Origin of the sequence: Pseudomonas sp. NY15435, assembly GCF_048068295.1 — a bacterium.
Lineage (GTDB): Bacteria > Pseudomonadota > Gammaproteobacteria > Pseudomonadales > Pseudomonadaceae > Pseudomonas.
Genome location: NZ_JBLUQA010000005.1, coordinates 530,507 through 553,728, shown reverse-complemented (window position 1 = coordinate 553,728; position 23,222 = coordinate 530,507). Strand labels below are relative to the sequence as shown.

At 65.5% G+C, this 23,222-nt stretch carries 15 protein-coding genes; 11 read left to right on the top strand and 4 right to left on the bottom strand.

Annotation, left to right across the window (positions count from 1 at the left end; all coding sequences use genetic code 11):
- Positions 1 to 99 precede the first annotated feature (99 nt).
- From ACNFH5_RS15380 to ACNFH5_RS15370, 3 genes are all read right to left on the bottom strand, one after another.
- Positions 100 to 5,565, bottom strand: a complete 5,466-nt coding sequence (locus ACNFH5_RS15380; RefSeq protein ID WP_416747262.1) for a YadA-like family protein — start codon at positions 5,563 to 5,565, stop codon at positions 100 to 102.
- A gap of 423 nt (positions 5,566 to 5,988) precedes the next feature.
- Complete coding sequence (locus tag ACNFH5_RS15375; protein WP_416747260.1) at positions 5,989 to 6,936, bottom strand: hypothetical protein; 948 nt, start codon at positions 6,934 to 6,936, stop codon at positions 5,989 to 5,991.
- 251 nt (positions 6,937 to 7,187) lie between these two features.
- On the bottom strand, positions 7,188 to 7,964 hold the full coding sequence (locus ACNFH5_RS15370) for an IclR family transcriptional regulator (RefSeq protein ID WP_416747258.1): 777 nt from the start codon (positions 7,962 to 7,964) through the stop codon (positions 7,188 to 7,190).
- A 177-nt stretch (positions 7,965 to 8,141) separates the two neighbouring features.
- On the opposite strand from ACNFH5_RS15370, the gene ACNFH5_RS15365 reads away from it, so the two are divergent.
- From ACNFH5_RS15365 to ACNFH5_RS15350, 4 genes are all read left to right on the top strand, one after another.
- On the top strand, positions 8,142 to 8,900 hold the full coding sequence (locus ACNFH5_RS15365) for an ABC transporter substrate-binding protein (protein ID WP_236174127.1): 759 nt from the start codon (positions 8,142 to 8,144) through the stop codon (positions 8,898 to 8,900).
- 108 nt (positions 8,901 to 9,008) lie between these two features.
- Positions 9,009 to 9,665 (top strand): amino acid ABC transporter permease, encoded by a 657-nt coding sequence (locus tag ACNFH5_RS15360; protein ID WP_138520933.1) that lies wholly within the window; start codon positions 9,009 to 9,011, stop codon positions 9,663 to 9,665.
- Positions 9,662 to 10,405 (top strand): amino acid ABC transporter ATP-binding protein, encoded by a 744-nt coding sequence (locus ACNFH5_RS15355; RefSeq protein WP_416747255.1) that lies wholly within the window; start codon positions 9,662 to 9,664, stop codon positions 10,403 to 10,405. Before ACNFH5_RS15360 ends, ACNFH5_RS15355 begins: the two co-directional genes overlap by 4 nt.
- A complete protein-coding gene (locus ACNFH5_RS15350) occupies positions 10,402 to 11,688 on the top strand; it encodes an NAD(P)/FAD-dependent oxidoreductase (protein WP_416747253.1) in 1,287 nt (428 codons plus the stop codon). The genes ACNFH5_RS15355 and ACNFH5_RS15350 overlap by 4 nt, the downstream gene beginning before the upstream one ends.
- 17 nt (positions 11,689 to 11,705) lie before the next feature.
- Here the strand turns inward: ACNFH5_RS15350 and ACNFH5_RS15345 are convergent, their stop codons facing one another.
- Positions 11,706 to 12,479 (bottom strand): helix-turn-helix domain-containing protein, encoded by a 774-nt coding sequence (locus ACNFH5_RS15345; RefSeq protein WP_416747251.1) that lies wholly within the window; start codon positions 12,477 to 12,479, stop codon positions 11,706 to 11,708.
- Between the two features lie 221 nt (positions 12,480 to 12,700).
- Here ACNFH5_RS15345 and ACNFH5_RS15340 point away from each other — a divergent pair, with 221 nt between their 5' ends.
- From ACNFH5_RS15340 to ACNFH5_RS15310, 7 genes are all read left to right on the top strand, one after another.
- A complete protein-coding gene (locus ACNFH5_RS15340) occupies positions 12,701 to 13,795 on the top strand; it encodes a polyamine ABC transporter substrate-binding protein (RefSeq protein ID WP_416747249.1) in 1,095 nt (364 codons plus the stop codon).
- A 209-nt stretch (positions 13,796 to 14,004) separates the two neighbouring features.
- On the top strand, positions 14,005 to 15,363 hold the full coding sequence (locus tag ACNFH5_RS15335) for a glutamine synthetase family protein (protein ID WP_416747247.1): 1,359 nt from the start codon (positions 14,005 to 14,007) through the stop codon (positions 15,361 to 15,363).
- A gap of 41 nt (positions 15,364 to 15,404) precedes the next feature.
- Positions 15,405 to 16,490: a polyamine ABC transporter substrate-binding protein gene (locus tag ACNFH5_RS15330; protein ID WP_416747245.1), complete on the top strand. Its 1,086-nt coding sequence runs from the start codon at positions 15,405 to 15,407 to the stop codon at positions 16,488 to 16,490.
- A 14-nt stretch (positions 16,491 to 16,504) separates the two neighbouring features.
- Positions 16,505 to 17,800, top strand: coding sequence for an NAD(P)/FAD-dependent oxidoreductase (locus tag ACNFH5_RS15325; RefSeq protein ID WP_416747243.1), 1,296 nt, complete (start codon positions 16,505 to 16,507; stop codon positions 17,798 to 17,800).
- Between the two features lie 271 nt (positions 17,801 to 18,071).
- Entirely contained in the window at positions 18,072 to 18,686 is a 615-nt protein-coding gene (gene imuA, locus ACNFH5_RS15320) for a translesion DNA synthesis-associated protein ImuA (RefSeq protein ID WP_416747241.1), read from the top strand.
- Positions 18,687 to 18,693: 7 nt separating this feature from the next.
- Entirely contained in the window at positions 18,694 to 20,103 is a 1,410-nt protein-coding gene (locus ACNFH5_RS15315) for a Y-family DNA polymerase (RefSeq protein ID WP_416747239.1), read from the top strand.
- Complete coding sequence (locus ACNFH5_RS15310; protein ID WP_416747237.1) at positions 20,100 to 23,192, top strand: error-prone DNA polymerase; 3,093 nt, start codon at positions 20,100 to 20,102, stop codon at positions 23,190 to 23,192. The genes ACNFH5_RS15315 and ACNFH5_RS15310 overlap by 4 nt, the downstream gene beginning before the upstream one ends.
- Positions 23,193 to 23,222 lie beyond the last annotated feature (30 nt).

Sequence of the window (23,222 nt, the reverse complement as noted above, 5' to 3'; positions counted from 1 at the left end):
CCGCCAACAGCAGAAAGCCCCGCCGTCGGAGCCGACGGCGGGGCTTTCATTTGCGTACAGTCCAGACCACCGGTTGACGGTGGCCCGGTCTGCTCTGTGTTACCAGTTGTAGCCCAGGCCTGCACCTACCGAGAAGGAGTTCTGCGTATCGACGCTGCCCCCAAGCTTGGCGGTCCATTTGCCGTCGTTGGTGGTGTGCGAAACGCCGACCGACACCGCCGACTGGCCATTGAAGTTACCGATGCCCACCGACGTAGTGCTGCCACCGTTGACCATCGGTTGCGGCAAGCTGGCGATGGCGATGGCACCCGCGATGCCGGCGCTCAGGCGATCGTCCTGCTCGTGCAGGTCTTTGCGCAGGGCGTTGTAGCGCGAGTCGGACTGGCTGGCGAAGTCGCTCAGGGCGTCGTTCATCTGCCCCAGGTTCACCGCATCGGTGCGCTCGGTACCGGCGGCCACACTGGTGATCTGCCGCTCATTACCGGCGCTGCCCACTGCCACGGAGTTGTCGCGCGTAGCCACGGAGTCGGTGCCAATAGCCACCGAGTTCTTGCCTTTGGCGCGAGCACCGTTGCCCAGGGCCGTGCTGCTGGCGCCGGAGGACTCGGCGCCAGCACCGACCGCCACCGAGTCGGTGCCGGTCACCTTGGGCTTGCCGCGATGGGAGGTGTCGTTCACCTGCGTCATGCCGTCCGTGCCATTCTGCAGGTTAGTCACGTTGTTCTCGATCGTGGTGACACGGGTCTTGACCTCGTTGACGTCGCCCACCACGTTGCTGACGCTGCCGGCCAGGCCATCGACCTTGCCATCGGTATAAGACTTGGACTCGGCCACTGCGCCATCGAGCTGGCGCAGGTTGACTGCATCGTTGTCCGCCACGCCATCGGCGACGTTGCTGATGGTGCGCGTTTCACCGGTGGCCGCATTGCCCACGGAAACGGTGCCCACGACATTGTCGTTGTTCGCGCCGGAGTATTTGCCGACATAGGGCGTTTCCGCACCACGCCCGGCATCGCTGGCGTTCTGGCCAAGCGCCACGTTGCCGTTGCCGGTCGCCTGCGCGTTGTCACCCAGCGCCACCGAACCACTGCCGCCCGCCTGGGCACCGCCGCCAATGGCGACCGCATCCGCACCACTGGCCACCGAGTCGGCCTTGCCGGAACTGGTGTGGAAGTACTTGATGCCACCGCCATTGACGATGTTGGTCACGCTGCCTTCCAGGTTGGTCACACGGCCATCGATGATCGACACCTGGTTGTTGGTGGCGAACAGTTGTGCGCCGGTCACGGCATCGGTGCTGTCCGCAGTCAGGGCGCCAGCCTTGACGTTGGTCAGTTGCACCGGAGTGCCGGCGTTGCCGAAGGTCACCTTGTCGTGGGCCGCCGAGTCGTACATCACCGCATCACCCATCACGCCGGTCATGCTGGTGATGGCGGTATTGATGGAGTTGATGTCAGTGGTGTTCTGAGTGGTACGGCCATCCAGGTTGCTGATCGCATCACCGACGTTGCTGACGGTGGTGGTCGAGCCATCCAGGTTGGTCACGGCGTAGCTCGGTGCGGAGATCGAGCCATCGCTGTTGACGGTCGAACCGCCGCCCATGGCAGTGGCTACCGACTGGCTCACGCCGAACAGTTGGCCACCGTTGACGGCGTCCTTGCTGCCGCTGGCGACAGTGCCGTCGGCGACATTGATCAGCTTGCGCGCACCGGCGGTGCCGGCGAAGTCCACCGCCGCGCCATCGGTGTCCTTGCCTACGGTCAGGTTTTCGCCCGCAGCGGACTGCTGGACCAGGCCGACCGAACCGTTGTTGATGTTGTTGGTGAGGCTGTTGATGTCGGTGGTGTTCTGGCCAACCTGCTGGTTGGTCGCGAACAGCTGCGAGCCATTGACCGCGTCGCTGCTGGCGGCACTCAGTTCACCCGCCTTGACGTTGGTCAGTTGCACCGGCGTGCCGGCGTTGCCGAAGGTCACCTTGTCGTGGGCGGACGAGTCATAGGTCACCGCATCGGCCAACGTGCTGCCGATGTTGGTAACGGTGGTGTTCAGGCTGTTGATGTCGGTGGTGTTCTGGGTAGTACGGCCATCCAGGTTGCTGATCGCATCGCCCACGTTGTTGACGGTGCTGGTGGAGCCATCCAGGTTGGTCACGGCGTAGCTCGGTGCGGAGATCGAGCCATCGCTGTTGACGGTCGAACCGCCGCCCATGGCAGTGGCTACCGACTGGCTGACACCGAACAGTTGGCCACCGTTGACGGCGTCCTTGCTGCCGCTGGTGACGGTGCCGTCGGCGACATTGATCAGCTTGCGCGCACCGGCGGTGCCGGCGAAGTCCACCGCCGCGCCATCGGTGTCCTTGCCTACGGTCAGGTTTTCGCCCGCAGCGGACTGCTGGACCAGGCCGACCGAACCGTTGTTGATGTTGTTGGTGAGGCTGTTGATGTCGGTGGTGTTCTGGGAGGTGCGACCATCCAGGTTGCTGATCGCATCGCCCACGTTGTTGACGGTGCTGGTCGAGCCATCCAGGTTGGTCACGGCGTAGCTCGGCGCGGAGATCGAGCCGTCGCTGTTGACGGTCGAACCGCCGCCCATGGCAGTGGCCACCGACTGGCTGACACCGAACAGTTGGCCACCGTTGACGGCGTCCTTGCTGCCGCTGGCGACGGTGCCGTCGGCGACATTGATCAGCTTGCGCGCACCGGCGGTGCCGGCGAAGTCCACCGCCGCGCCATCGGTGTCCTTGCCTACGGTCAGGTTGGCGCCTGCACCGGCCTGTTGCACCAGGCCCACGGTGCCGTTGTTGATGTTGGTGGTGAGGCTGCTGACGTCGCCTTCGACGTTGGTCACACGGCCGTCGAGATTGCTGATGTCACCTTCATTGGTGGTCACGCGCGAATCCAGCGAGCTGATATCGGCAGTGTTCTGCCCCACCTGCTGGTTGGTCGCGAACAGCTGCGAGCCATTGACCGCGTCGCTGCTGGCGGCACTCAGTTCACCCGCCTTGACGTTGGTCAGCTGAACCGGAGTGCCGGCGTTGCCGAAGGTTACCTTGTCGTGGGCGGACGAGTCGTAGGTCACCGCATCGGCCATCACACCACTCATGTTGCTGACGGTGGTGTTCAGGCTGTTGATGTCGGTGGTGTTCTGGGTAGTACGGCCATCCAGGTTGCTGATCGCATCGCCCACGTTGTTGACGGTGCTGGTCGAGCCATCCGGGTTGGTCACGGCGTAGCTCGGCGCGGAGATCGAGCCGTCGCTGTTGACGGTCGAACCGCCGCCCATGGCAGTGGCCACCGACTGGCTCACGCCGAACAGTTGGCCACCGTTGACGGCGTCCTTGCTGCCGCTGGCGACGGTGCCGTCGGCGACATTGATCAGCTTGCGCGCACCGGCGGTGCCGGCGAAGTCCACCGCCGCGCCATCGGTGTCCTTGCCTACGGTCAGGTTGGCGCCTGCACCGGCCTGTTGCACCAGGCCCACGCTGCCGTTGTTGATGTTGGTGGTGAGGTTGGTGATATCCGTGGTGTTCTGTACGGTGTGACCATCCAGCTTGGTGATTGCATCCCCGACGTTGTTGACGGTAGAGGTCGAGCCATCGGCATTGGTAACAGCGTAGGACGGCGCGCTGATCTGCCCGGTCGAAGCATCGAAGCTGGAGCCACCACCCAAGCTGCTGGCGGTGCTGCTGCCAACCTGGTTGACCTTGGCGTCCTCGGACTGCAACTGGCTCACGTTCACCGCGTCGGTCGCCGCAGAGCCGGCCGCAAGATTGGTCAGACGGCGTTCATTGTTCGCCGAGCCGATGGAGACTTCGCCCTTGGAAGCAGATGCGATCCCCGACAAGGTGCCGCTACCCGGGTTGTAGCCTGCCGCAGCCAGGTTGGCGGTGGTGGTCGAGTTGGCACCCAGTGCGACCGAGTTCGAAGCCGATGCATTGGCGGAGTCCCCCAAGGCAACCGAGGAAGAGCCTGAGGTAGTCGCTTTCAAGCCAATCGCCGCGGAGTTGAATCCGGTGGAAGTGGCACCTTGTCCGACAGCCATCGTGTTGCGTGCGCCGCCACTGGTATCGGCAAACTCACCAATGGCGATGTTGGTGAAATTGGCCTTGGCGCCCACACCAACTGCCAACGCTCCGGCACCAGAGGCCGCAGAATCCGAACCAATTGCAACGGAATCTACAACGCCTGATCCGTCCGGATTCAAGAAACTGTTGTATTGCGAGGCAACAGCCGCTGCCCTGGACCGCGCGCCGATTGCAATCGGGCCTGCAGTCGAATCACCGTTAGAGATGGCGGTCGCCCCGGCACCGACGGCAATACCTTTGCCAGTGGCAGCGGCATCGTCGGTGCCGTCATTCAGACCACCTGCCTTGAAGTAACGATTGGTGGTGGTGGCAAGATTGCTGACGGCGAACAACTGACCTCCGTTGACGGCGTCCTTGCTGCCGCTGGCAACAGTGCCATCAGCGACATTGATCAGCTTGCGCGCACCGGCGGTGCCGGCGAAGTCCACTGCTGCGCCATCGGTGCTCTTGCCGACGGTCAGGTTGGCGCCCACGCCAGCCTGCTGGACCAGACCGACAGACCCGTTATTGATGCTGGTGGAGAGGTTGTTGATGTCCGTCGTGTTTTGAACAGTGCGACCGTCCAGCTTGGTAATCGCATCCCCCACGTTATTGACTGTGGAAGTCGAGCCGTCAGCATTGGTAACGCTATAGCTGGGTGAACCGACTTGCCCTGTCGAGGCATTGTAGGTAGAGCCACCGCCCAGAGCGCTGGCTGTGTCATTACCGATCTGGTTGACCTTGGCATCTTCAGACTGCAGTTGGCTGACGTTGACCGCGTCGGTGGCCGCCGAGCCGGCAGCCAGGTTGGTCAGACGACGTTCGGCGCCAGCAGAGCCGATAGAGACTTCGCCATTGTTCGTTGACGCGGTCCCTGCCAGGGTGCCGCTGCCAGGATTCCATCCTGCTTGGCTCAGGTTGGCGGTAGTTGTAGAGCCAGCACCCAGCGCAACAGAGTTCGCAGCGGTGGCAGATGCAGATGCGCCGATGGCCACCGCATTTGCTGCGCTTGCAGAGCCACTGACACCAACTACGACCGCATTGACTGCGTCAACGGTGGTAACAGCTGCTGGCCCTAGCGCCATGGAAGAGTCTCCTGTGGCGTGGGAATAGTAGCCCAGCGCTGTCGTCCGATTGCCATCGGCAGTCGCGGCACCACCGACCGCTGTGGCGCGAGTAACTGCCTTGCTGTTGGAGCCCAGTGCGGCGGCATTACCGACAGCGTTGGCATTAATGCCGACGGCAACGGCAGCGTTTGCTGCCCCCGACGCATCCGCGTAGGAGCCTGTCCCGACTGCGAGGCCATTGCTAATAGACGTGCCGGCCTCAAAGGAATCTGCCGACGCCAAGCCCACAAAACCCGTCCCCCCCGCCGCTAGTGCAGCCAGCAACAAGGCGCGAATAGAGGAGGTTGGCGACTTAGTTTTACCTTTCGCCAATTCGGATGCAGCCACATAGGTGCCCGTCTTCTCACACCAGACGCTGCGATATACGAAATTCATGAAATGTCTCCAGTTAGCAGTTGGTAGCCGCTGTCAACCGAGACATCGCGAGCGTCTGGTGGGCGGGTGCGCAGATGCTAAGGAGCGAGGGACTTCAGAGAACTCAGGACCCCCTGAAGGCGGCGTAGGGTATTTCCTAATCCCGGAAAGCCCTGTCATCACCGATTTCGAACAATTGCTACCGGTGGGGATACGCGGCTGCTCTGTCTCCGGCGTGCGCGAGCGACATCTGCCAGAGCGCCGTCGCGAACGGAAAAAGATTGCATGAGCAGGCACGCAAACCGCGGGCTGGAGGAAGCGGGTGTGGGTATCGGTTGAAACGACGACAACTGGAGCGCCGCTCAGCTGGCAAGGCAGATAAATCGTACGCGTGGCGCTCGGGGAAGCGACGAAGCGGGCGGGGCGCGCGCCCGCCCGGGGACGTCAATGCGTGCTCTGGGGGCCAACGGCTCCAGGGACGATGTAGGTCGCCTGGACCCGATAATCAGTCCCCTGGATCAGGCCACGGCCGAGCCAGAGCTGCCCGTCCTGCTCCAGCGTCATACCACCGAAGCTCGCCGCGCTGTAGCGGGCACCCTCGTCGCTATCGAAGCTCAGGTGGTAGGCATCCAGTTGGTTCAGGCGCATCGTCGCGCTGGCGGCCGGCAGATGCTGTTGCACCAGTCGGAGGTAGGACGGCGCCAGGGTAGCGAACAGCCGGCGGGCCTGGTCGCCATACTGCGCCACGCTCAGCCCCGGTTGTTCCGCCAGCCGCTGGGCTATATAGGCGAAGATATCCGCATCCGCGCGCGCCTGGGCCATGCGCAACGGCAGCAGGCGATTCAGCGCCTGGGGATCGAGCTCACGCTCGTGCTCGGCCCTGGCGACGGCAGGGCTCTCGGCCTCACCCTTCTGCGTATGCTCCTTTGAGGTGTGCGCCTTGTCTTCCGCCGTCGAAGGGGTGGCCGCCTTGGGCTTGGTCACCACATCACGCATCAGCTCCTGGGGATTCACCGGCACCAGCGCGGCACTGGCCTGGTAGGCGGCGCAGGCGGTTGCCTGGGCTGCCCGGTCGCCATTCACCAGCAGGGCCAGGCCATCACCGCCCTGGTGCGGCATCTGCTCCGGAACGAAGCCCATCGAGGCGAGTTGGGCGCGGTTCTGTTCAGCACTCACCTGCCCCGCCGCCAGTAAACAAAGCTGGTTGACCAGCACCGGAACACGTTTGCCATTGAAGGTCGGCGACAGCGAACGGACCGCCTCCTTGATAATCGGCAGCGCGGGGGTGGAAACCCACCCTGCCTGGACCTGGGCCTTGGAGGGTTCGCCCTGGCCGCAACCAGCCAGGCCGGTGATTGCGCCGATCGCTACCACCAACACACGGAGTTTCATTGTCACAGCCTCGAATCAGTGGGAAGTTTTCGCAGGCATGGCCTGCGACACCCGCCGAATTCTAGGGAGCGACGTTGGGGGTGGCGGTCGTCTTACTCCTAGGCTTCTGTCGGAAAAGTCCTATACGTAGGCAATCTGCATGGCCGATTTCGATGCTCGCGTCTTCGGAAGACAGACGTGCCTGAAGTCCGCTTCATCGCTGCCGCACTCACCTCCGATCCGCACTGACCGGCGACCGATCACTGCGGTTATCACAAAGTCCTGATCGAGGTGCTGATTGCCCGCGCGCACTCGATGGCCGCTGGCGCCAGGCGGCGTTCAGCGTCCTCGCGGGTCCAGCGGCTGGTGGGCGCCACCACGTGTACCGAAGCGACCGGGCGGCCCTGGCTGTTGCGTACCGGCGCAGCCACCGCCATGTCTCCCAGGAACAGTTCCTCGCTGTTGATCGCATAACCCTTGCGCCGAATTTCGGCAATCTCGCTGAGGATTTCCTCCAGCGAAGTGCGGGTGTACTGGGTGTGGCTGGACAGGTCGCTGTCCTGCAGCAACTCCAGCACCTCATCGTCGCTCAGCGCACTGAGGAAGGCGCGGCCCGAGGCGGTGCAGTACATGGGGATGCGGCTGCCGATGGGCAGATGGATGGGGATGAACTTCGGCCCGACGAAGCGTGCGACGTAGAGCATGTCGGTGCGCACCGGCTCGGTGAGGTTGGTGGTCTCGCCGGTAGTCTGCGCCAGCTCGGCGAGAAAGGGATTGGCGACGTCCACCAGGGTATCGGCGGCGAGGTAGTTGTAGCCGATCTCCATCACCTGCGGGGTCAACTGGAAGCGCTTGGTCTGCGGGTGCTTGTTGACGTACCCCAGCGCTTCGAGCGTGTGGATCATGCGCTGCGCCGAACTTTTGGTGATGTCCGCGGCCTCGGCCACCTCCGCCAGGTTCATGGTGCGGTTGCGAGCATTGAAGGCGCGCAGCACCGCCAGGCCCTTTTCCAACGACTGGTTGAACAGGCTGTTTTCGTTGTCGCTCATGTCTCGTCCTTGCGAGGGGAACGCCTTGGATCAGGCTATAAATATCGATATGCGATATTTATAAATCTCTTTACGATTCTTGTAAATCATTTATATTGCGACCAACGCCTCCTGCCGATACTCGAGGCTATCCATAACGCATAAAGACAACAATCCGCGTCAAATGGGAGTTCATCCATGCATCCTCGCCTCCGCGTGTTTTCCTGCGCTATCGCGCTCGTCGCCAGCTGCGCCGCATCCCTGGCTGCCCAGGCCGAACCGCTGAAGGTTGGCGCCACCGCCACCGGCGTTCCCTTCACCTTCCTCGACGTCAAGACCAACAGCATCCAGGGCATGATGGTCGACTCCGCCCAGGCCGTGGCCAAGGCCGGCGGCTTCGACGTGGAAATCGCCCAGACTACCTTCGCCGCCCTCATCCCCTCGCTCACCGCGAAGAAGATCGACCTGATCTCCGCCGCCATGCTGCGCACCCCCGAGCGGGAAAAAGTGGTGCAGTACTCCGACCCGGTGTTCGAGTACGGCGAAGGCCTGGTGGTGCGCGCCGACGACGACAAGGCCTACACCAGCATGGATGACTTCAAGGGCGAGATCGTTGGCGCCCAGGTTGGCACCATCTTCATCGACAAGCTCAACCAGCGTGGCATCTTCAAGGAGGTGCGCGGCTACGACTCCCTCGCCGACCTCACCCGCGACCTGGCCCTGGGGCGCATCAAGGCCGGCTTCGGCGACCACCCGATCCTTGCCTACCAGATGGCCAAGGGCACGCTGAAGAAGGTGCGCCTGGTGGACAGCTACCAGCCGCAGATCAAGGGCGAGGTCTGCCTGATCCTGCGCCAGGGCGACCCAGCGCTGCTCGCCCAGGTGAACAAGGGCATCGCCAGCATCAAGGCCGACGGCACCCTGGCCGGCATCATCGGCAAGTGGCACCTGGACTGACGTCCGCCTGCTTCACGCCTTTCCCAAGCATCACCCGCGCCTTTCGCCGGAGCCTCGCGCCCGGTGAAGGGTGACGGCCGCCCCTGATTTCCGCCCACGGACAAGCCCATGTTTTTCCAGAATGCCCTGGACTTCCTGCCCATTCTCCTGAATGGCGCGGTGGTCACCGTGCAAGTCACGATTGCCTCTTTCCTGCTCAGCTCACTCATCGGCCTGGCCTTCGCCCTGATGATGGTGTCGAAAGTCCGCGCCGTCGCGCTGTTCGGCATCTCCGTGGTCAACGTGATCCGCGGCCTGCCGATCATCGTGCAGCTGTTCTACATCTACTTCGTGCTGCCGGATTTCGGCGTGCAGCTCAGCGCCATGCAGGCCGGCATCATCGGCCTGGGTATCGCCTACTCGGCGTACCAGGCGGAGAACTTCCGCGCCGGCATCCAGGCCATCCAGCAGGGGCAGATCGAAGCGGCTGAGTCCCTCGGCATGCGCGGTCCCATGATCATGCGCCGGGTGGTCCTGCCGCAGGCCTTCCGCATCGCCCTGCCGCCCTACGGCAACACCCTGGTGATGATGCTCAAGGACTCCTCGCTGGTGTCCACCATCACCGTCGCCGAGATGACCCGCGCCGGCCAGCTGATCGCCTCCTCGACCTTCGAGAACATGACCGTCTACACCCTGGTCGCCCTGCTCTACCTGGCCCTCAGCCTGCCGCTGTCGTTCGCCCTGCGCCGCCTCGAAGCGCGCATCGCCACGAGGAAGAAAGCATGATCCGCATCCAGTCGCTGCACAAAAGCTACGGCAGCACCCGCGTCCTCGAAGGTATCGACCTGTCGGTCGAGAGCGGCCAGGTGGTGTGCCTGATCGGCCCGTCCGGCTCGGGCAAGTCCACCCTGCTGCGCTGCATCAACGGCCTGGAAACCTACGAGGGTGGCGACATCCTGGTCGGCCAGGAGCGCGTCGATCGCCACGCCAACTCCATCCACGAAATCCGCACCCAGGTGGCGATGGTGTTCCAGCGCTTCAACCTGTTCCCGCACCGCACCGCTTTGCAGAACGTCATGGAAGGCCCGGTGTACGTGAAGAAGGAACGCCCGGACCAGGCCCGTGAGCACGCTCGCGCGCTGCTGGAAAAAGTCGGCCTGAGCCACCGCATGGACGCTTACCCGGACGAGCTCTCCGGCGGCCAGCAACAGCGCGTTGCCATCGCCCGTGCGCTGGCGATGCGGCCCAAGGCGATTCTCTTCGACGAGCCGACCTCGGCGCTGGACCCGGAACTGGTGGGTGAAGTCCTGGCGGTGATGCGCAAGCTCGCCGACGAAGGCATGACCATGGTCGTGGTGACCCACGAGATGGGCTTCGCCCGCGAAGTGGCGGACAAGGTGTGCTTCCTCTATGGCGGCCGGATCGTCGAGGAAGGCGCGGCCAAGGATGTGCTCGGCGCGCCGAGCCAGCCGCGCACCCAGGAGTTCCTCCGCCGCCTGCTCAACACCGACGGAGGCCAGGCATGAGTGCCCACCCCCTGGCATTGCCGCCCTCGCTCTGGGCGGCCACCGCGAGCGCCAGCCCGGCCACACCGGCGCTGACTGAAGACAAACAGGTCGACGTCGCCATCGTCGGTGCCGGCTACACCGGGCTGGTCACCGCCCTGCACCTGGCCCGCCACGGCGTGCGCGTCTGCGTGCTGGATGCCGGCGAGCCGGGCTGGGGCGCCTCCGGGCGCAACGGCGGGCAGGTGATTCCCGGCCTCAAGCATGACCCCGATGACCTGCGCCGGATGTTCGGCGGCGACAAGGCCGAGCGCCTGATCGACGTCGCCGGCGGCGCTGCCGATGAAGTCTTCGAACTGATCCGCCGCTACGACATCGACTGCGAAGCCACTCGCAAGGGCTGGATTCAACCAGCTGCCTCGCCGGCCGCCCTGCGCGCCATCGAGAAACGCGCCGAGCAGTGGCGCCAGCTCGACGTCCCGGTGGAGATGCTCGACAAGAGCAACGTCGCCCGGCGCATCGGCAGCGACGACTACCTCGGCGCCTGGGTCGACCCGCGCGCCGGCAGCGTGCAGCCACTGAGCTACGTGCGCGGCCTGGCGCGAGCAGCGCTGAGCGAAGGCGCGGACATCCACGGACACAACCGCGTGACCAACCTGCGCCGCCATGGCAGCGGCTGGCAGCTCACCACCGCCGCGGGGCACACGGTCACCGCCGAGCGGGTGATCCTCGCCACCAACGGCTACAGCGATGACCTCTGGCCGAAGCTGCGGCAGACGGTGATCGCCGCCAACAGCTTCATCGTTGCAACCAAACCCTTGCCGGAGCACCTGCGGCGCAGCGTACTGCCCGGTGGCGAGGTCTGCTCGGATGCGCGGAGGCTGCTGCTGTACTTCAAGCAGGACGCCCGTGGCCGGCTGCTGCTGGGCGGTCGCGGCCCGTTCGCCGAGCCGCGCTCACCCGGTGACTGGCTGCATCTCAAGCGCTCGCTGCTGGGGCTGTTCCCGCAGTTGGCGGAGGTCGAGTTCGAGTACCAGTGGAGTGGCCGCGTGGCGCTGACGCCGGACTTCATGCCACGCCTGCACGAACCGGCACCCAACCTCAGCATCCTGCTGGGCTACAACGGTCGGGGCATCGCCATGGCCTCGACCCTGGGCCGGCACCTGGCAGAGCGTTTGCTGGACCGCGAGAAGGACTTCCCCTTCCCGGTCACGCCGGTGCGGCCGATCCCCTTCCACGGGCTGCAACGCCTGTACCTGGGCGTAGGCATTGCCTGGTATCGACTGCTCGACGCGGTGCTCTGAGCGACACGCCCGGCCGCTCAGGCCGGGCGTCCTTCCTGTAGCGCCGCCAGGTACGCGCGCGGTGGCTGACCGGTGTGCTCGCGAAAGCAGCGGTAGAACACCGACAGCGAATTGAAGCCCACCGCGAACGCCAGTTCGTCGATGCGCGCCGTCGGTTCGTCCCGAAGACGCTCCAGCAGATGGCCGATACGCGCCTGGTTCAGGTAGCGATAGAAGCTCTGGCCGAGCACCTGGTTGAGCAGATAGGAAATCTGGTTGCGTGTGTAGCCGGTGGCCCGCGCCAGGCGCTCCAGGTCCATCTCCGGGTCGAGATAGGGATGGGCGCTGCCGAAGTAGGACTCGATATCCAGCAGCATCTTCCCCACCTGCGCGGAGTTCAGCCCCAGGCGGCGCTGGTCCTTGACGCCCTCCTCGCGCTGCTCGCGCACCGGCGTGGCGTACTCGTGGACGCGCCAGATCAGCCCGTCGCGCACGGTAATCGCTTCGCTGGCGCGGAACGACGCCAGCCGGCTGCTGCGCCGCAGCGTCAGGCGCGAGCGGTACTGAATGAAGGCGGTGTCACCATCGGCGCGAATCTGGTCGATGTGCTCGATATGGTGTTGCGGGCTGCGCGGCATGGCGGTGCGAATATAGCCGGGCAGCTCGCTGGCGGGGATTTCCAGGTCGTTGTAGAAGTCGCAGTACTGAACCTGCGGATGGAACATCGCCAGCACGCCCTCGACGTCGCGGTTCATCCAGCACTGGTGGTAGCGCGTGACCACTTCGCGGGTGCGCTCGGTTTCATCATTCATGGTTTTCCCTCCGCCTGGGCCCGCAGCGTAGGGCGCCGTCAGCGCGCTGCACAGTGTCGCGGGTCCGCAGGAGCATGACCGATTCCGCCCGTGCACGGAAGAACGACGCCAGACCGCGCCGCGCCTAGTTTTCGGCCAGGGCCGACAACAACAGAACAAGGCCCGATTCCCACCTGCCGATCGCATGGGCGCCGCGCTAGCCGACGCCCCCAGGAGTGAAGATGAACAAGCGTGCTTTGGGTTGTCTGGCCGGTCTGCTGGCCGGCGCCGCGTTGCCGGTAATGGCGGCGCCGCAAGAGGTGCATTTCGCCAACTGGGCCGACTATATCGGGCCCACCGTGCTGGCGGACTTCCAGAAGGAAACCGGGATCAAGGTGGTGCTCGACGCCTTCGAGTCCGACGAAGTGCTGGAGGCCAAGCTGCTCACCGGGCATTCCGGCTTCGATGTGGTGGTGCCCTCGGCGGACTTCCTCGCCCGGCAGCTCAAGGCCGGCGTCTACCGCCCGCTGGATGACGCGCTGCTGCCCAACCGCAAGAACCTCAACTCCGACCTGCTGGCCCGCGTGGCCCAGTCCGACCCCGGCAACCGCTTCGCCGTCCCCTACCTGTGGGGTACCGTCGGCATCGGCTACAACCCGGCGAAAATCAAGGCGGCGCTGGGCGCCGACGCACCACTGGATTCCTGGGACCTGGTGTTCAAGCCGGAGAACCTCGCCAAGCTCAAGGGCTGCGGCGTGGCCTTCCTCGACTCGCCGGCGAAGATCCTGCCACTGGCCCTGCACTACCTGGGCAAGGACCCGAACAGCAACAACCCGGCGGACTACGAAGCCGGAACCAGGCTGCTGGAAAGCCTCAAGCCCTCGGTGACCTACTTCAGCTCCACCAAGTACATCGCCGACCTCGCCAACGGCAACGTCTGCATCGCCATCGGCTTCTCCGGCGACGTGTTGCAGGCGCAGAAAAGCGCCCAGGAAGCCGGCGGTTCGGTGCAGGTGGAGTACAGCGTGCCGAAGGAAGGCACCAACATCTGGTTCGACAACCTGGCCATTCCCAAGGACGCGCGCAATCCCGAGGGCGCCCATGCCTTCATCAACTACCTGATGCGCCCGGACGTGATCGCGAAAACCAGCGACTACCTGCACTACGCCAACGCCAACGTACCGGCCAAGGCGCTGATGGACGAGAAGGTCCGCGGCAACCCGGCGGTCTATCCGGACGCGCAACTGGTCAAGGGCATGTACGTCAGCCTGCCGCCGAGCCCCTCGATCCTGCGCCTGATCACCCGCGACTGGAGCCGGATCAAATCCGGCGTCTGATTCCCCAGACTCTCCACTCACACCGGCAGCCCCGGACACCCTCGGTGTCCGGGGCTGACTGCATTTCAGAAGGCAGCTTTTTCAAAGCGATTTCCAAGCCTTGCGCAAAGTGGATAGAACGCACTCGTGCCTCCAGCCGACACTAGCCTCGCCTGGCAGCACCCCCGCTGCATGTGCATTCACTACAAAACCAAAAAACCGAGGCTTGTATGACCACCCCCGCCGAGCAACTGGAGCAACGGCTGAAGCAACAGAAAATCACCGAAGTCGAATGCGTGGTGAGCGATCTCACCGGCATCGCCCGCGGCAAGATTTCCCCCACCAACAAGTTCCTCGGCGAGGGGGGCATGCGTCTCCCCGAAAGTGTTCTGTTGCAGACCGTCACCGGCGATTTCGTCGATGACGACGTCTATTACGACCTGCTCGACGAAGCGGACATCGACATGGTCTGCCGCCCCGACCCGGACGCCATCTTCCTGGTGCCCTGGGCGCTAGAGCCGACCGCGATGGTCATCCACGACACCTTCGACAAGGTCGGCAACCCCATCGAGCTGTCTCCGCGCAACGTCTTGAAGCGCGTGCTCAAGCTGTACGCCGACAAGGGCTGGAGCCCCGTCGTTGCGCCGGAAATGGAGTTCTACCTGACCAAGCGCAGCAGCGACCCGGACTTCCCGCTGGAAGCCCCCGTCGGCCGCTCCGGCCGCCCGGAAAGCGGTCGCCAGAGCTTCTCCATCGACGCCGCCAACGAATTCGACCCGCTGTTCGAAGACGTCTACGACTGGTGCGAACTGCAGGGCCTGGACCTGGACACGCTGATCCACGAGGACGGCCCGGCGCAGATGGAAATCAACTTCCGTCACGGCGACGCGCTGAGCCTGGCCGACCAGATCATCGTGTTCAAGCGCACCATGCGCGAAGCCGCGCTCAAGCATGACGTCAGCGCCACCTTCATGGCCAAGCCGATCACCGACGAGCCCGGCAGCGCCATGCACATTCACCAGAGCGTGCTGGGCATTGCCACCGGCAAGAATATCTTCGCCGCCGAAGACGGCTCCATGAGCCAGCTGTTCCTGCACTACATCGGCGGCCTGCAGAAGTACATCCCGAAAGTGCTGCCGATGTTCGCGCCCAACGTGAACTCCTTCCGCCGCTTCCTGCCGGACACTTCCGCGCCGGTGAACGTCGAATGGGGCGAAGAAAACCGCACCGTGGGTCTGCGCGTCCCCGCCGCTCCGCCGATCGCCATGCGCGTGGAAAACCGCCTGCCGGGCGCGGACGCCAACCCCTACCTGGCGCTGGCCGCCAGCCTGCTCTGTGGCTACCTGGGCATGATCGAGCAGATCAACCCCAGCGCCGCCGTCCAGGGCCGCGCCTACGAGCGCCGCAACCTGCGTCTGCCGATCACCATCGAGGATGCGCTGCAGCAGATGGAAGACTGCGCCGTGCTCAAGGAATTCCTCGGCGAGAAGTTCGTGCAGGGTTACGTGGCGGTGAAGCGCACCGAGCACGAGAACTTCAAGCGGGTGATCAGTTCCTGGGAGCGCGAGTTCCTCCTGCTGAGCGTCTGATCCCTCTCAACCGACTTCACAACAACAATTCGGGAGTCCCCATGAGACTGCTGCGCACCCTTGCGCCCTTCGCCCTGGCCATGATGGCCTCGGCCGTGCACGCTGAACCGACGGTCAGCATCTACAACTGGACCGACTACATCGCTCCGGACACCCTCGCCGGTTTCCAGAAGACCACCGGGATCAAGCCGGTGTACGACGTCTTCGACTCCAACGAGACCCTGGAAGGCAAGCTGCTGGCGGGCCGCTCCGGTTACGACGTGGTGGTGCCATCCAACCACTTCCTGACCCGCCAGGTGCAGGCCGGCGTGTTCCTCGAACTCGACCGCAGCAAGCTGCCGAACTGGAAGCACCTGGACCCGACGCTGCTCAAGCTGCTGGAACAGAACGACCCGGGCAACAAGCATTCGGTGCCCTACCTGTGGGGCACCAACGGCATCGGCTACAACGTCGCCAAGGTCAAGCAGGTGCTGGGCGTCGACAAGATCGATTCGTGGTCCGTGCTGTTCGAGCCGGAGAACATCAAGAAGCTCAGCGCGTGCGGCGTGGCCTTCATGGACTCGCCCGACGAGATGATCCCCTCGGTGCTCAACTACCTGGGCCTGGACCCCAACAGCACCAACCCGGCGGACTACCCCAAGGCCGAGGCCAAGCTGGTGGCGGTGCGTCCGTACGTCACCTACTTCCACTCGTCCAAGTACATCTCGGACCTGGCCAACGGCAACATCTGCGTGGCCTTCGGCTACTCCGGCGACGTGTTCCAGGCGGCAGCGCGGGCCAAGGAAGCCAAGAACGGCATCGAGATCGCCTACAGCATTCCCAAGGAAGGCGCGAACCTGTGGTTCGACCTGATGGCGATCCCCTCGGATGCCGGCCATCCGGAACAGGCCCTGGCGTTCATCAACTACATCCTCGATCCGAAGGTGATCGCCGGCATCAGCGAGTACGTCGGCTACCCCAGCGCCAACGCTGACGCCAAGACCCTGCTGCCCGAGGAAATGCAGAACAACCCCGAGGTCTACCCGAGCCAGGCCGTGCTCGACAAGCTGTACATCGCCAAGGCGCCGCCGCCCAAGATCATGCGCCTGATGACCCGCAGCTGGAGCAAGATCAAGTTCAACCAATGAAACGAGACAGTCCCATGAAGCACACCGAGGAGCACGCCGCGTCCTATTACGCCGCGACCGCCCGCGACCGTCAGCATTACCCTTCCCTCACGGGGGATGTGCGGGCGGACGTCTGCGTGATCGGCGGCGGCTTCACCGGCGTGAACGCAGCCCTGGAGCTGGCCCGGCGTGGCCACTCCGTGGTGCTGCTGGAAGCCCGGCGCATCGGCTGGGGCGCCAGCGGGCGCAATGGCGGGCAGCTGATCCGTGGCATCGGCCACGACGTCAGCGGCTTCGCCAAGTACGTCGGCGAAGAAGGCGTGCAGTATCTAGAGCAGGCGGGTGTCGATTCGGTGGCCCTGGTCGCCGAACGCATCCGTGAGCTGGATATTGAGTGCGACCTGCGCTGGGGCTTCTGCGAGCTGGCCAATACCCCGGCGCAATACGCCGCCATGGTCCGCGAGCAGGAGTCGCTGAGCACCTCGGACTACCCGCACGAGACCCGGCTGGTGCCGCCGGAGCGCATGCGCGAAGTGGTCGCCAGCGACTGCTACGCCGGCGGACACGTCGACATGGGCTCGGGCCACCTGCACCCGCTCGACCTGGTGAAGGGCGAAGCCCGCGCGGCCAAGGCCTTCGGCGCGCAGATCTTCGAACAGAGCCCGGTGCTGCGTATCGAGCACGGTGCGACCGCTGTCGTGCACTGTGCGCAGGGCCGCGTACTGGCGAAGACCCTGGTGCTGGGCTGCAATGCGCACCTGGAAGAGCTGGAACCCAAGCTCACCGGCAAGGTGCTCCCCGCCGGCAGCTACGTGGTGGCCACCGAGCCGCTGTCCGAGGAACTGGCGGCACAGCTGATCCCGCAGAATATGGCGCTGTGCGACCAGAAAGTGGGACTGGACTACTACCGCCTGACGGCCGACCGCCGCCTGCTGTTCGGCGGCGCCTGTCACTACTCCGGGCGCGACCCGGCGGACATCGGCGCCTACATGCGGCCGAAGGTGCTCAAGGTGTTCCCGCAACTGGAACAGGTGAAGCTCGACTACCAGTGGGGTGGCATGATCGGCATCACCGCCAACCGCTTCCCCCAGGTCGGCCGGCTGAAGTCGCATCCCAATGTGTACTTCGCTCAGGGCTATTCCGGCCACGGGCTGAACGTCACGCACTGGTCGGCCAAGCTGCTCGCCGAGGCCATCCACCAGGGCGAGAGCAAGGGGCTGGACCTGTTCAGCGCCGTGCCCCACCTGACCTTCCCCGGCGGCAAGCTGCTGCGCTCGCCGCTGCTGGCGCTAGGCATGGCGTGGTATCGGGTGCGCGAGCTGATTGGCTGATCAATCGCGCTGCTATAAAGGAAAAGCCCCCGATTCGGGGGCTTTTCCTTTGATCTCTGCCGATCTCGGCCGTGGGATCGGATAATCGCGGACGGAGTCCGCTCTTACAGAAGACTCCAGACCAACCGCCATTGACGGCGCCTTTCCACCGGATAAACTGTATATCCATACAGCATTATTCGAGCTATCCCATGCCCTGCCACCCCATCCCCCTCCCCCGGCCCTGCCACCGGGCGCATGACTGTCGCCGCTTGCCGGCCGGGAGGCCGTGATGGGTAGCGTGGTCGCACTCGATACCCTGTTTCACCAGCGCCAGGTCTGGAAGGGCCAGCCCCAGGGGCTGCCACCCAGCCAGCAGCCCACCGGTCATGCATCGCTGGACGCAGCCCTGCCCAGCGGCGGCTGGCCGGAAGCGGCGCTCAGTGAAATTCTCCTGGCTGCCGAAGGCACCGGCGAACTGCAACTGGTCTGGCCGACCCTTGCGCGACTCAGCGCAGCAGGCGAGCGCATCGTGCTGGTCGCACCGCCCCATGTGCCCTATCCGGCCGCCTGGCAGGCCGCCGGCGTTGCTCTGAACCAGCTCGCCATCGTCCAGGCCAGTGGCCGTGATGCGCTCTGGGCCGCCGAACAGTGTCTGCGTTCGGGCAGCTGCGGCGCCGTACTGTGCTGGCCGCAGCAGGCCGACGACCGCGCCCTGCGTCGCCTGCAGGTAGCCGCCGAAACCGGGCAGACCCTGGCTATCGCCTACCGCTCGCAGCGTGAAGCGCTCAACCCGTCGCCCGCCGCGTTGCGCCTGGCGCTGGACGCCAACCCGGCGCAGTTGCGCGTACTCAAGTGCCGTGGCGGCCTGGCGCCGGCGCGGCCTATTCCGCTGCCCTGGCACTGAGGCCGGCATGCTCTGGGCCTGCATTCTCCTGCCGCAACTGGCGATGGACGGCGTGCTCCGTGGTCGTCCCGAGCCGGACGCCGCCCTGGCACTGCTCGCCGGGCCAACCCAACGCCGTGTGCTGCAGGCGGTGAACCCGGCGGCGCGGGCGCTGGGCCTCAAACCTGGCCAGTCGCTCACCGCCGCCCACGCACTGAGTCGCGATTTCGAAACCGCCGAGTACGACCTGCGTGAAGTGCAGCACGGGCAGAACCTGCTGGCCGCCTGGGCTTACGGATTCAGCTCGCAGGTCAGCCAGCATTACCCGCGCGCGCTGCTGCTGGAGGTGCAGTCCAGCCTGCAGCTGTTCGGCCCCTGGCCACGCTTCGAAGCTCGTCTGCGCGAGGAGCTGAACGGGCTGGGCTTCCGCCACCGCATCACCGCCGCACCCAACCCGGCGGCCGCACGCATCCTCGCCAACGGCCACGATGGCCTGGCCATCCACGACAACGACCAGTTGCGCTCGTACCTGGGCAGGATGCCGCTGGAGCGCCTTGGCCTGGAGCGCGATGCCGCCACCTCGCTGAGCCGCATGGGCCTGCGCAACTTGCAGCAACTGCTCGCCCTGCCCCGCGAAAGCCTGGCCCGGCGCTTCCCACCACAGGTGCTGCGGCAGGTCGACACCTTGCTCGGCCAACGGCCGTTGGCCCTGGAGTTCTACCGGCCGCCAGATCGCTTCGAATCGCGCATCGAACTGAACTTCGACGTGGAATCCACCCAGGCACTGCTGTTCCCGCTGCGCCGCCTGACCGCCGATCTCGCCGCCTTCCTCGCCGGGCGCGACAGCGGCGTGCAGCGCTTCATCCTCCATCTGGAACACCACGAAGGCAGCGACACGCAGATGCCCGTCGGCCTGCTCAGCGCCGAGCGCGAGGCGGCCATGCTCTTCGAACTGAGTCGGGGTCGTCTGGAACAACTGCAATTGCGCGCCGCGGTTCACAGCGTGCGACTCATCGCCGACGACCTGCCGCCCTTCGTGCCGCAACACCGTGAGCTGTTCGACGACCGCCCGCAGCAATCGCAGCCCTGGGAACAACTGCGCGAACGCCTGCGCGCGCGGCTCGGCGACGACGCCGTGCACAGTCTCGGTGCTCGCGCCGACCACCGTCCGGAGCGTGCCTGGCAGGATCAGTCCACCCCGCACCGACAAGTCGCCGACATTCCGCGCCCCGGCTGGCTGCTGGCGGAGCCCCAGCCACTACGCGAGTTCGCTCCGACCCTGCTGGCAGGCCCCGAGCGCATCGAATCCGGCTGGTGGGACGGCGAGGACATCCGCCGCGACTACTACCAGGTACGCACCCGCAGCGGCCAGCGCGCCTGGGTGTTCCGCCCGGTGGGCGACGATGGGCCACTGCTGCTGCACGGCTGGTTTGCATGAGCACGCCGGATCAAGGCATCGGCTACGCCGAGCTGCACTGCCTGTCCAACTTCAGCTTCCAGCGTGGGGCCTCCAGTGCCGACGAGCTGTTCGGGCGAGCGAAGAAGCTGGGCTACCGCGCCCTGGCGATCACCGACGAATGCAGCCTCGCCGGCATTGTCCGTGCCTGGCAGGCGGCGAAGGAGCACGAGCTGCCGCTGATCACCGGCAGCGAACTGAGCCTCTCGCAAGGCCCGAAGCTGGTGCTGCTGGCCGAGAACCTCACGGGTTACGAGAACCTCTGTCGCCTCATCACCCACGCCCGCCGACGCGCCGAAAAGGGAAGCTATCGCCTGGTGCGCTCGGACTTCGACGGCAACCTCGACCACCTGCTGGCGATCTGGCTGCCGCGAGACGACCAGGACGACGACGGCCTCTGGCTGCGCGAGCGCTTCCCCAAGCGCCTATGGCTGGGCGTCGAACTGCACAAGGGCCCGGACGACGCCGGCAGGCTGCGCGACCTGCAGAGCCAGGCTGCTCGCCTGGAGATTCCCGCCGTGGCCTGCGGCGACGTGCATATGCACATCCGCGGCCGCCGCGCCCTGCAGGACTGCATGACCGCCATCCGCCAGCACCTGCCGGTGCACGAGGCCGGTCAGTACCTCTACGCCAACGGCGAACGGCATCTGCGGCCGAAAGAGGCGCTGGCGGCGATCTATCCAGCCGAACTGCTGGCGGAGACGTCGAAGATCGCCGAGCGTTGCACCTTCGATCTCGGTCAACTGGATTACCAGTACCCCCGCGAGTTGGTGCCCGAAGGCCACACGCCCACCACCTGGCTGCGGGAGAAGACCGAGGAAGGCATTCTTCTGCGCTGGAAAGACGGTGCCACACCCGCCGTTCGCAAACGCGTCGAAGATGAACTGGCACTGATCGCCGAGCTGAAGTACGACAGCTACTTCCTCACGGTCTACGATATCGTCGCCTTCGCCCGCACACAGAGCATCCTCTGCCAGGGACGCGGCTCGGCGGCCAACTCGGTGGTCTGCTTCGCCCTCGGCATCACCGAACTGGACCCGACCCGCGAGCACGTGCACCTGTTGTTCGAACGCTTCATCTCTCGCGAACGCAACGAGCCGCCGGATATCGACGTCGACTTCGAGCACGACCGCCGCGAGGAAGTCATCCAGTACGTGTTCCGTCGCTACGGCCGCACCCGCGCCGCCCTCACTGCCGTGGCCAGCACCTACCGCGGCGCCGGCGCGGTGCGCGATGTGGCCAAGGCGCTGGGACTGCCGCCGGATCAGGTCGGCGCGCTGGCCGACTGCTGCGGCGCCTGGAGCCGCGAGGCGCCGCACGCCGACCGCCTGCGCGAAGCCGGCTTCGACCCGGAGAGCCCGATCCTGCGCCGTGTGCTGGCCCTGACCGGGCAACTGGTCGGCTTCCCCCGGCACCTGTCGCAGCACCCCGGCGGCTTCGTCATTTCCCAGCAGCCACTGGAAACCCTGGTGCCGGTGGAAAACGCGGCGATGCCCGAGCGCACCCTGATCCAGTGGGACAAGGACGACCTCGACGCCGTCGGCCTGCTCAAGGTCGACGTGCTCGCCCTGGGCATGCTCAGCGCCCTGCGCCGCTGTTTCGACCTGATCGAACGCTATCGCGGGGAACACTACACCCTCGCCTCGCTACCGCAGGAGTGCAAGGAGACCTACGCCATGATCAGCCGTGCCGACACCGTGGGCGTGTTCCAGATCGAGTCACGCGCGCAGATGGCGATGCTGCCGCGCCTGCGACCCGAGACTTTCTACGACCTGGTGATCGAGGTCGCCATCGTCCGCCCCGGCCCGATCCAGGGCGACATGGTCCATCCCTACCTGCGCCGGCGGAACAAGGAAGAGCCGGTCGTGTATCCCTCCAAGGAGCTGGAGCCGGTGTTCGAGCGCACCCTCGGCGTGCCGCTGTTCCAGGAACAGGTGATGCAACTGGCGATCATCGCCGCCGAATACACACCTGGCGAAGCCGACCAGTTGCGCCGCTCGATGGCCGCCTGGAAGCGCCACGGCGGGCTGGAACCGCATCGCAAGCTGCTTTCGGAGCGCATGCTGGCGAAGGATTACACCCAGGAATACATCGACCGCATCTTCGAGCAGATCAAGGGTTTCGGCAGCTACGGCTTCCCCGAATCCCACGCTGCCAGCTTCGCCCTGCTCACCTACGCCAGTTGCTGGCTGAAATGCCACGAACCGGCCGCCTTCACCTGCGCGCTGATCAACAGCTGGCCCATGGGTTTCTACAGCCCCGACCAGTTGCTGCAGGACGCTCGCCGCCATGGCTTGGCGATCCGTCCGGTGGACGTGCGCCACAGCCAGTGGGACTGCACCCTTGAACCCATCGCCGAACGCCAGCCGGCCATCCGTCTCGGCCTGCGCATGGTGCGCGGGCTGCGCGAAGACGTCGCCACCCGCATCGCCCAGGCGCGCGGACAGCGCCCCTTCGCCGATGTCGCCGACCTCTGCCTGCGTGCCCATCTCGACGGTCGCGCCCGCGAACAGCTGGCCAACGCCGGCGCCCTGCGCGGCCTCGCCGGCCACCGGCACAAGGCGCGCTGGGCGATTGCCGGGGTCGAGCCGCAGCTGCCGCTGTTCGCCGGGCAGGTCACCGAGGAAGCGCCGGTCAGCCTGCCGCTACCCAGCCGCGGCGAAGACCTGCTCACCGACTACGCGACCCTCGGCACCACCCTCGGCCCACACCCCATGACCCTGCTGCGCGGCGCCCTCAAGGCTCGGCGCTGCCGCAGTTCAAAAGAGTTGGCGACGCTGGAAGCCGACCGCCCGGTGCGCGTCGCCGGCTTGGTGGTGGGACGGCAACGGCCCGGCACGGCCAGCGGCGTCACCTTCGTCACCCTGGAAGACGAATTCGGCATGATCAACGTGATCGTCTGGCGCGACCTCGCCGAACAGCAGCGCCGCCCCTTCCTCAGCGCCCGCCTGATGCAGGTGGACGGCACCCTGGAAGCCAAGGACGGCGTGCGCCATGTAATCGCTGGAAGGCTGCTGGATCTGAGTGGATTGCTGGAGGGGCTGGATGTGCGGAGTCGGGATTTCCACTGATACGCGCTTTGCCGCGCCACACGGTTCGCG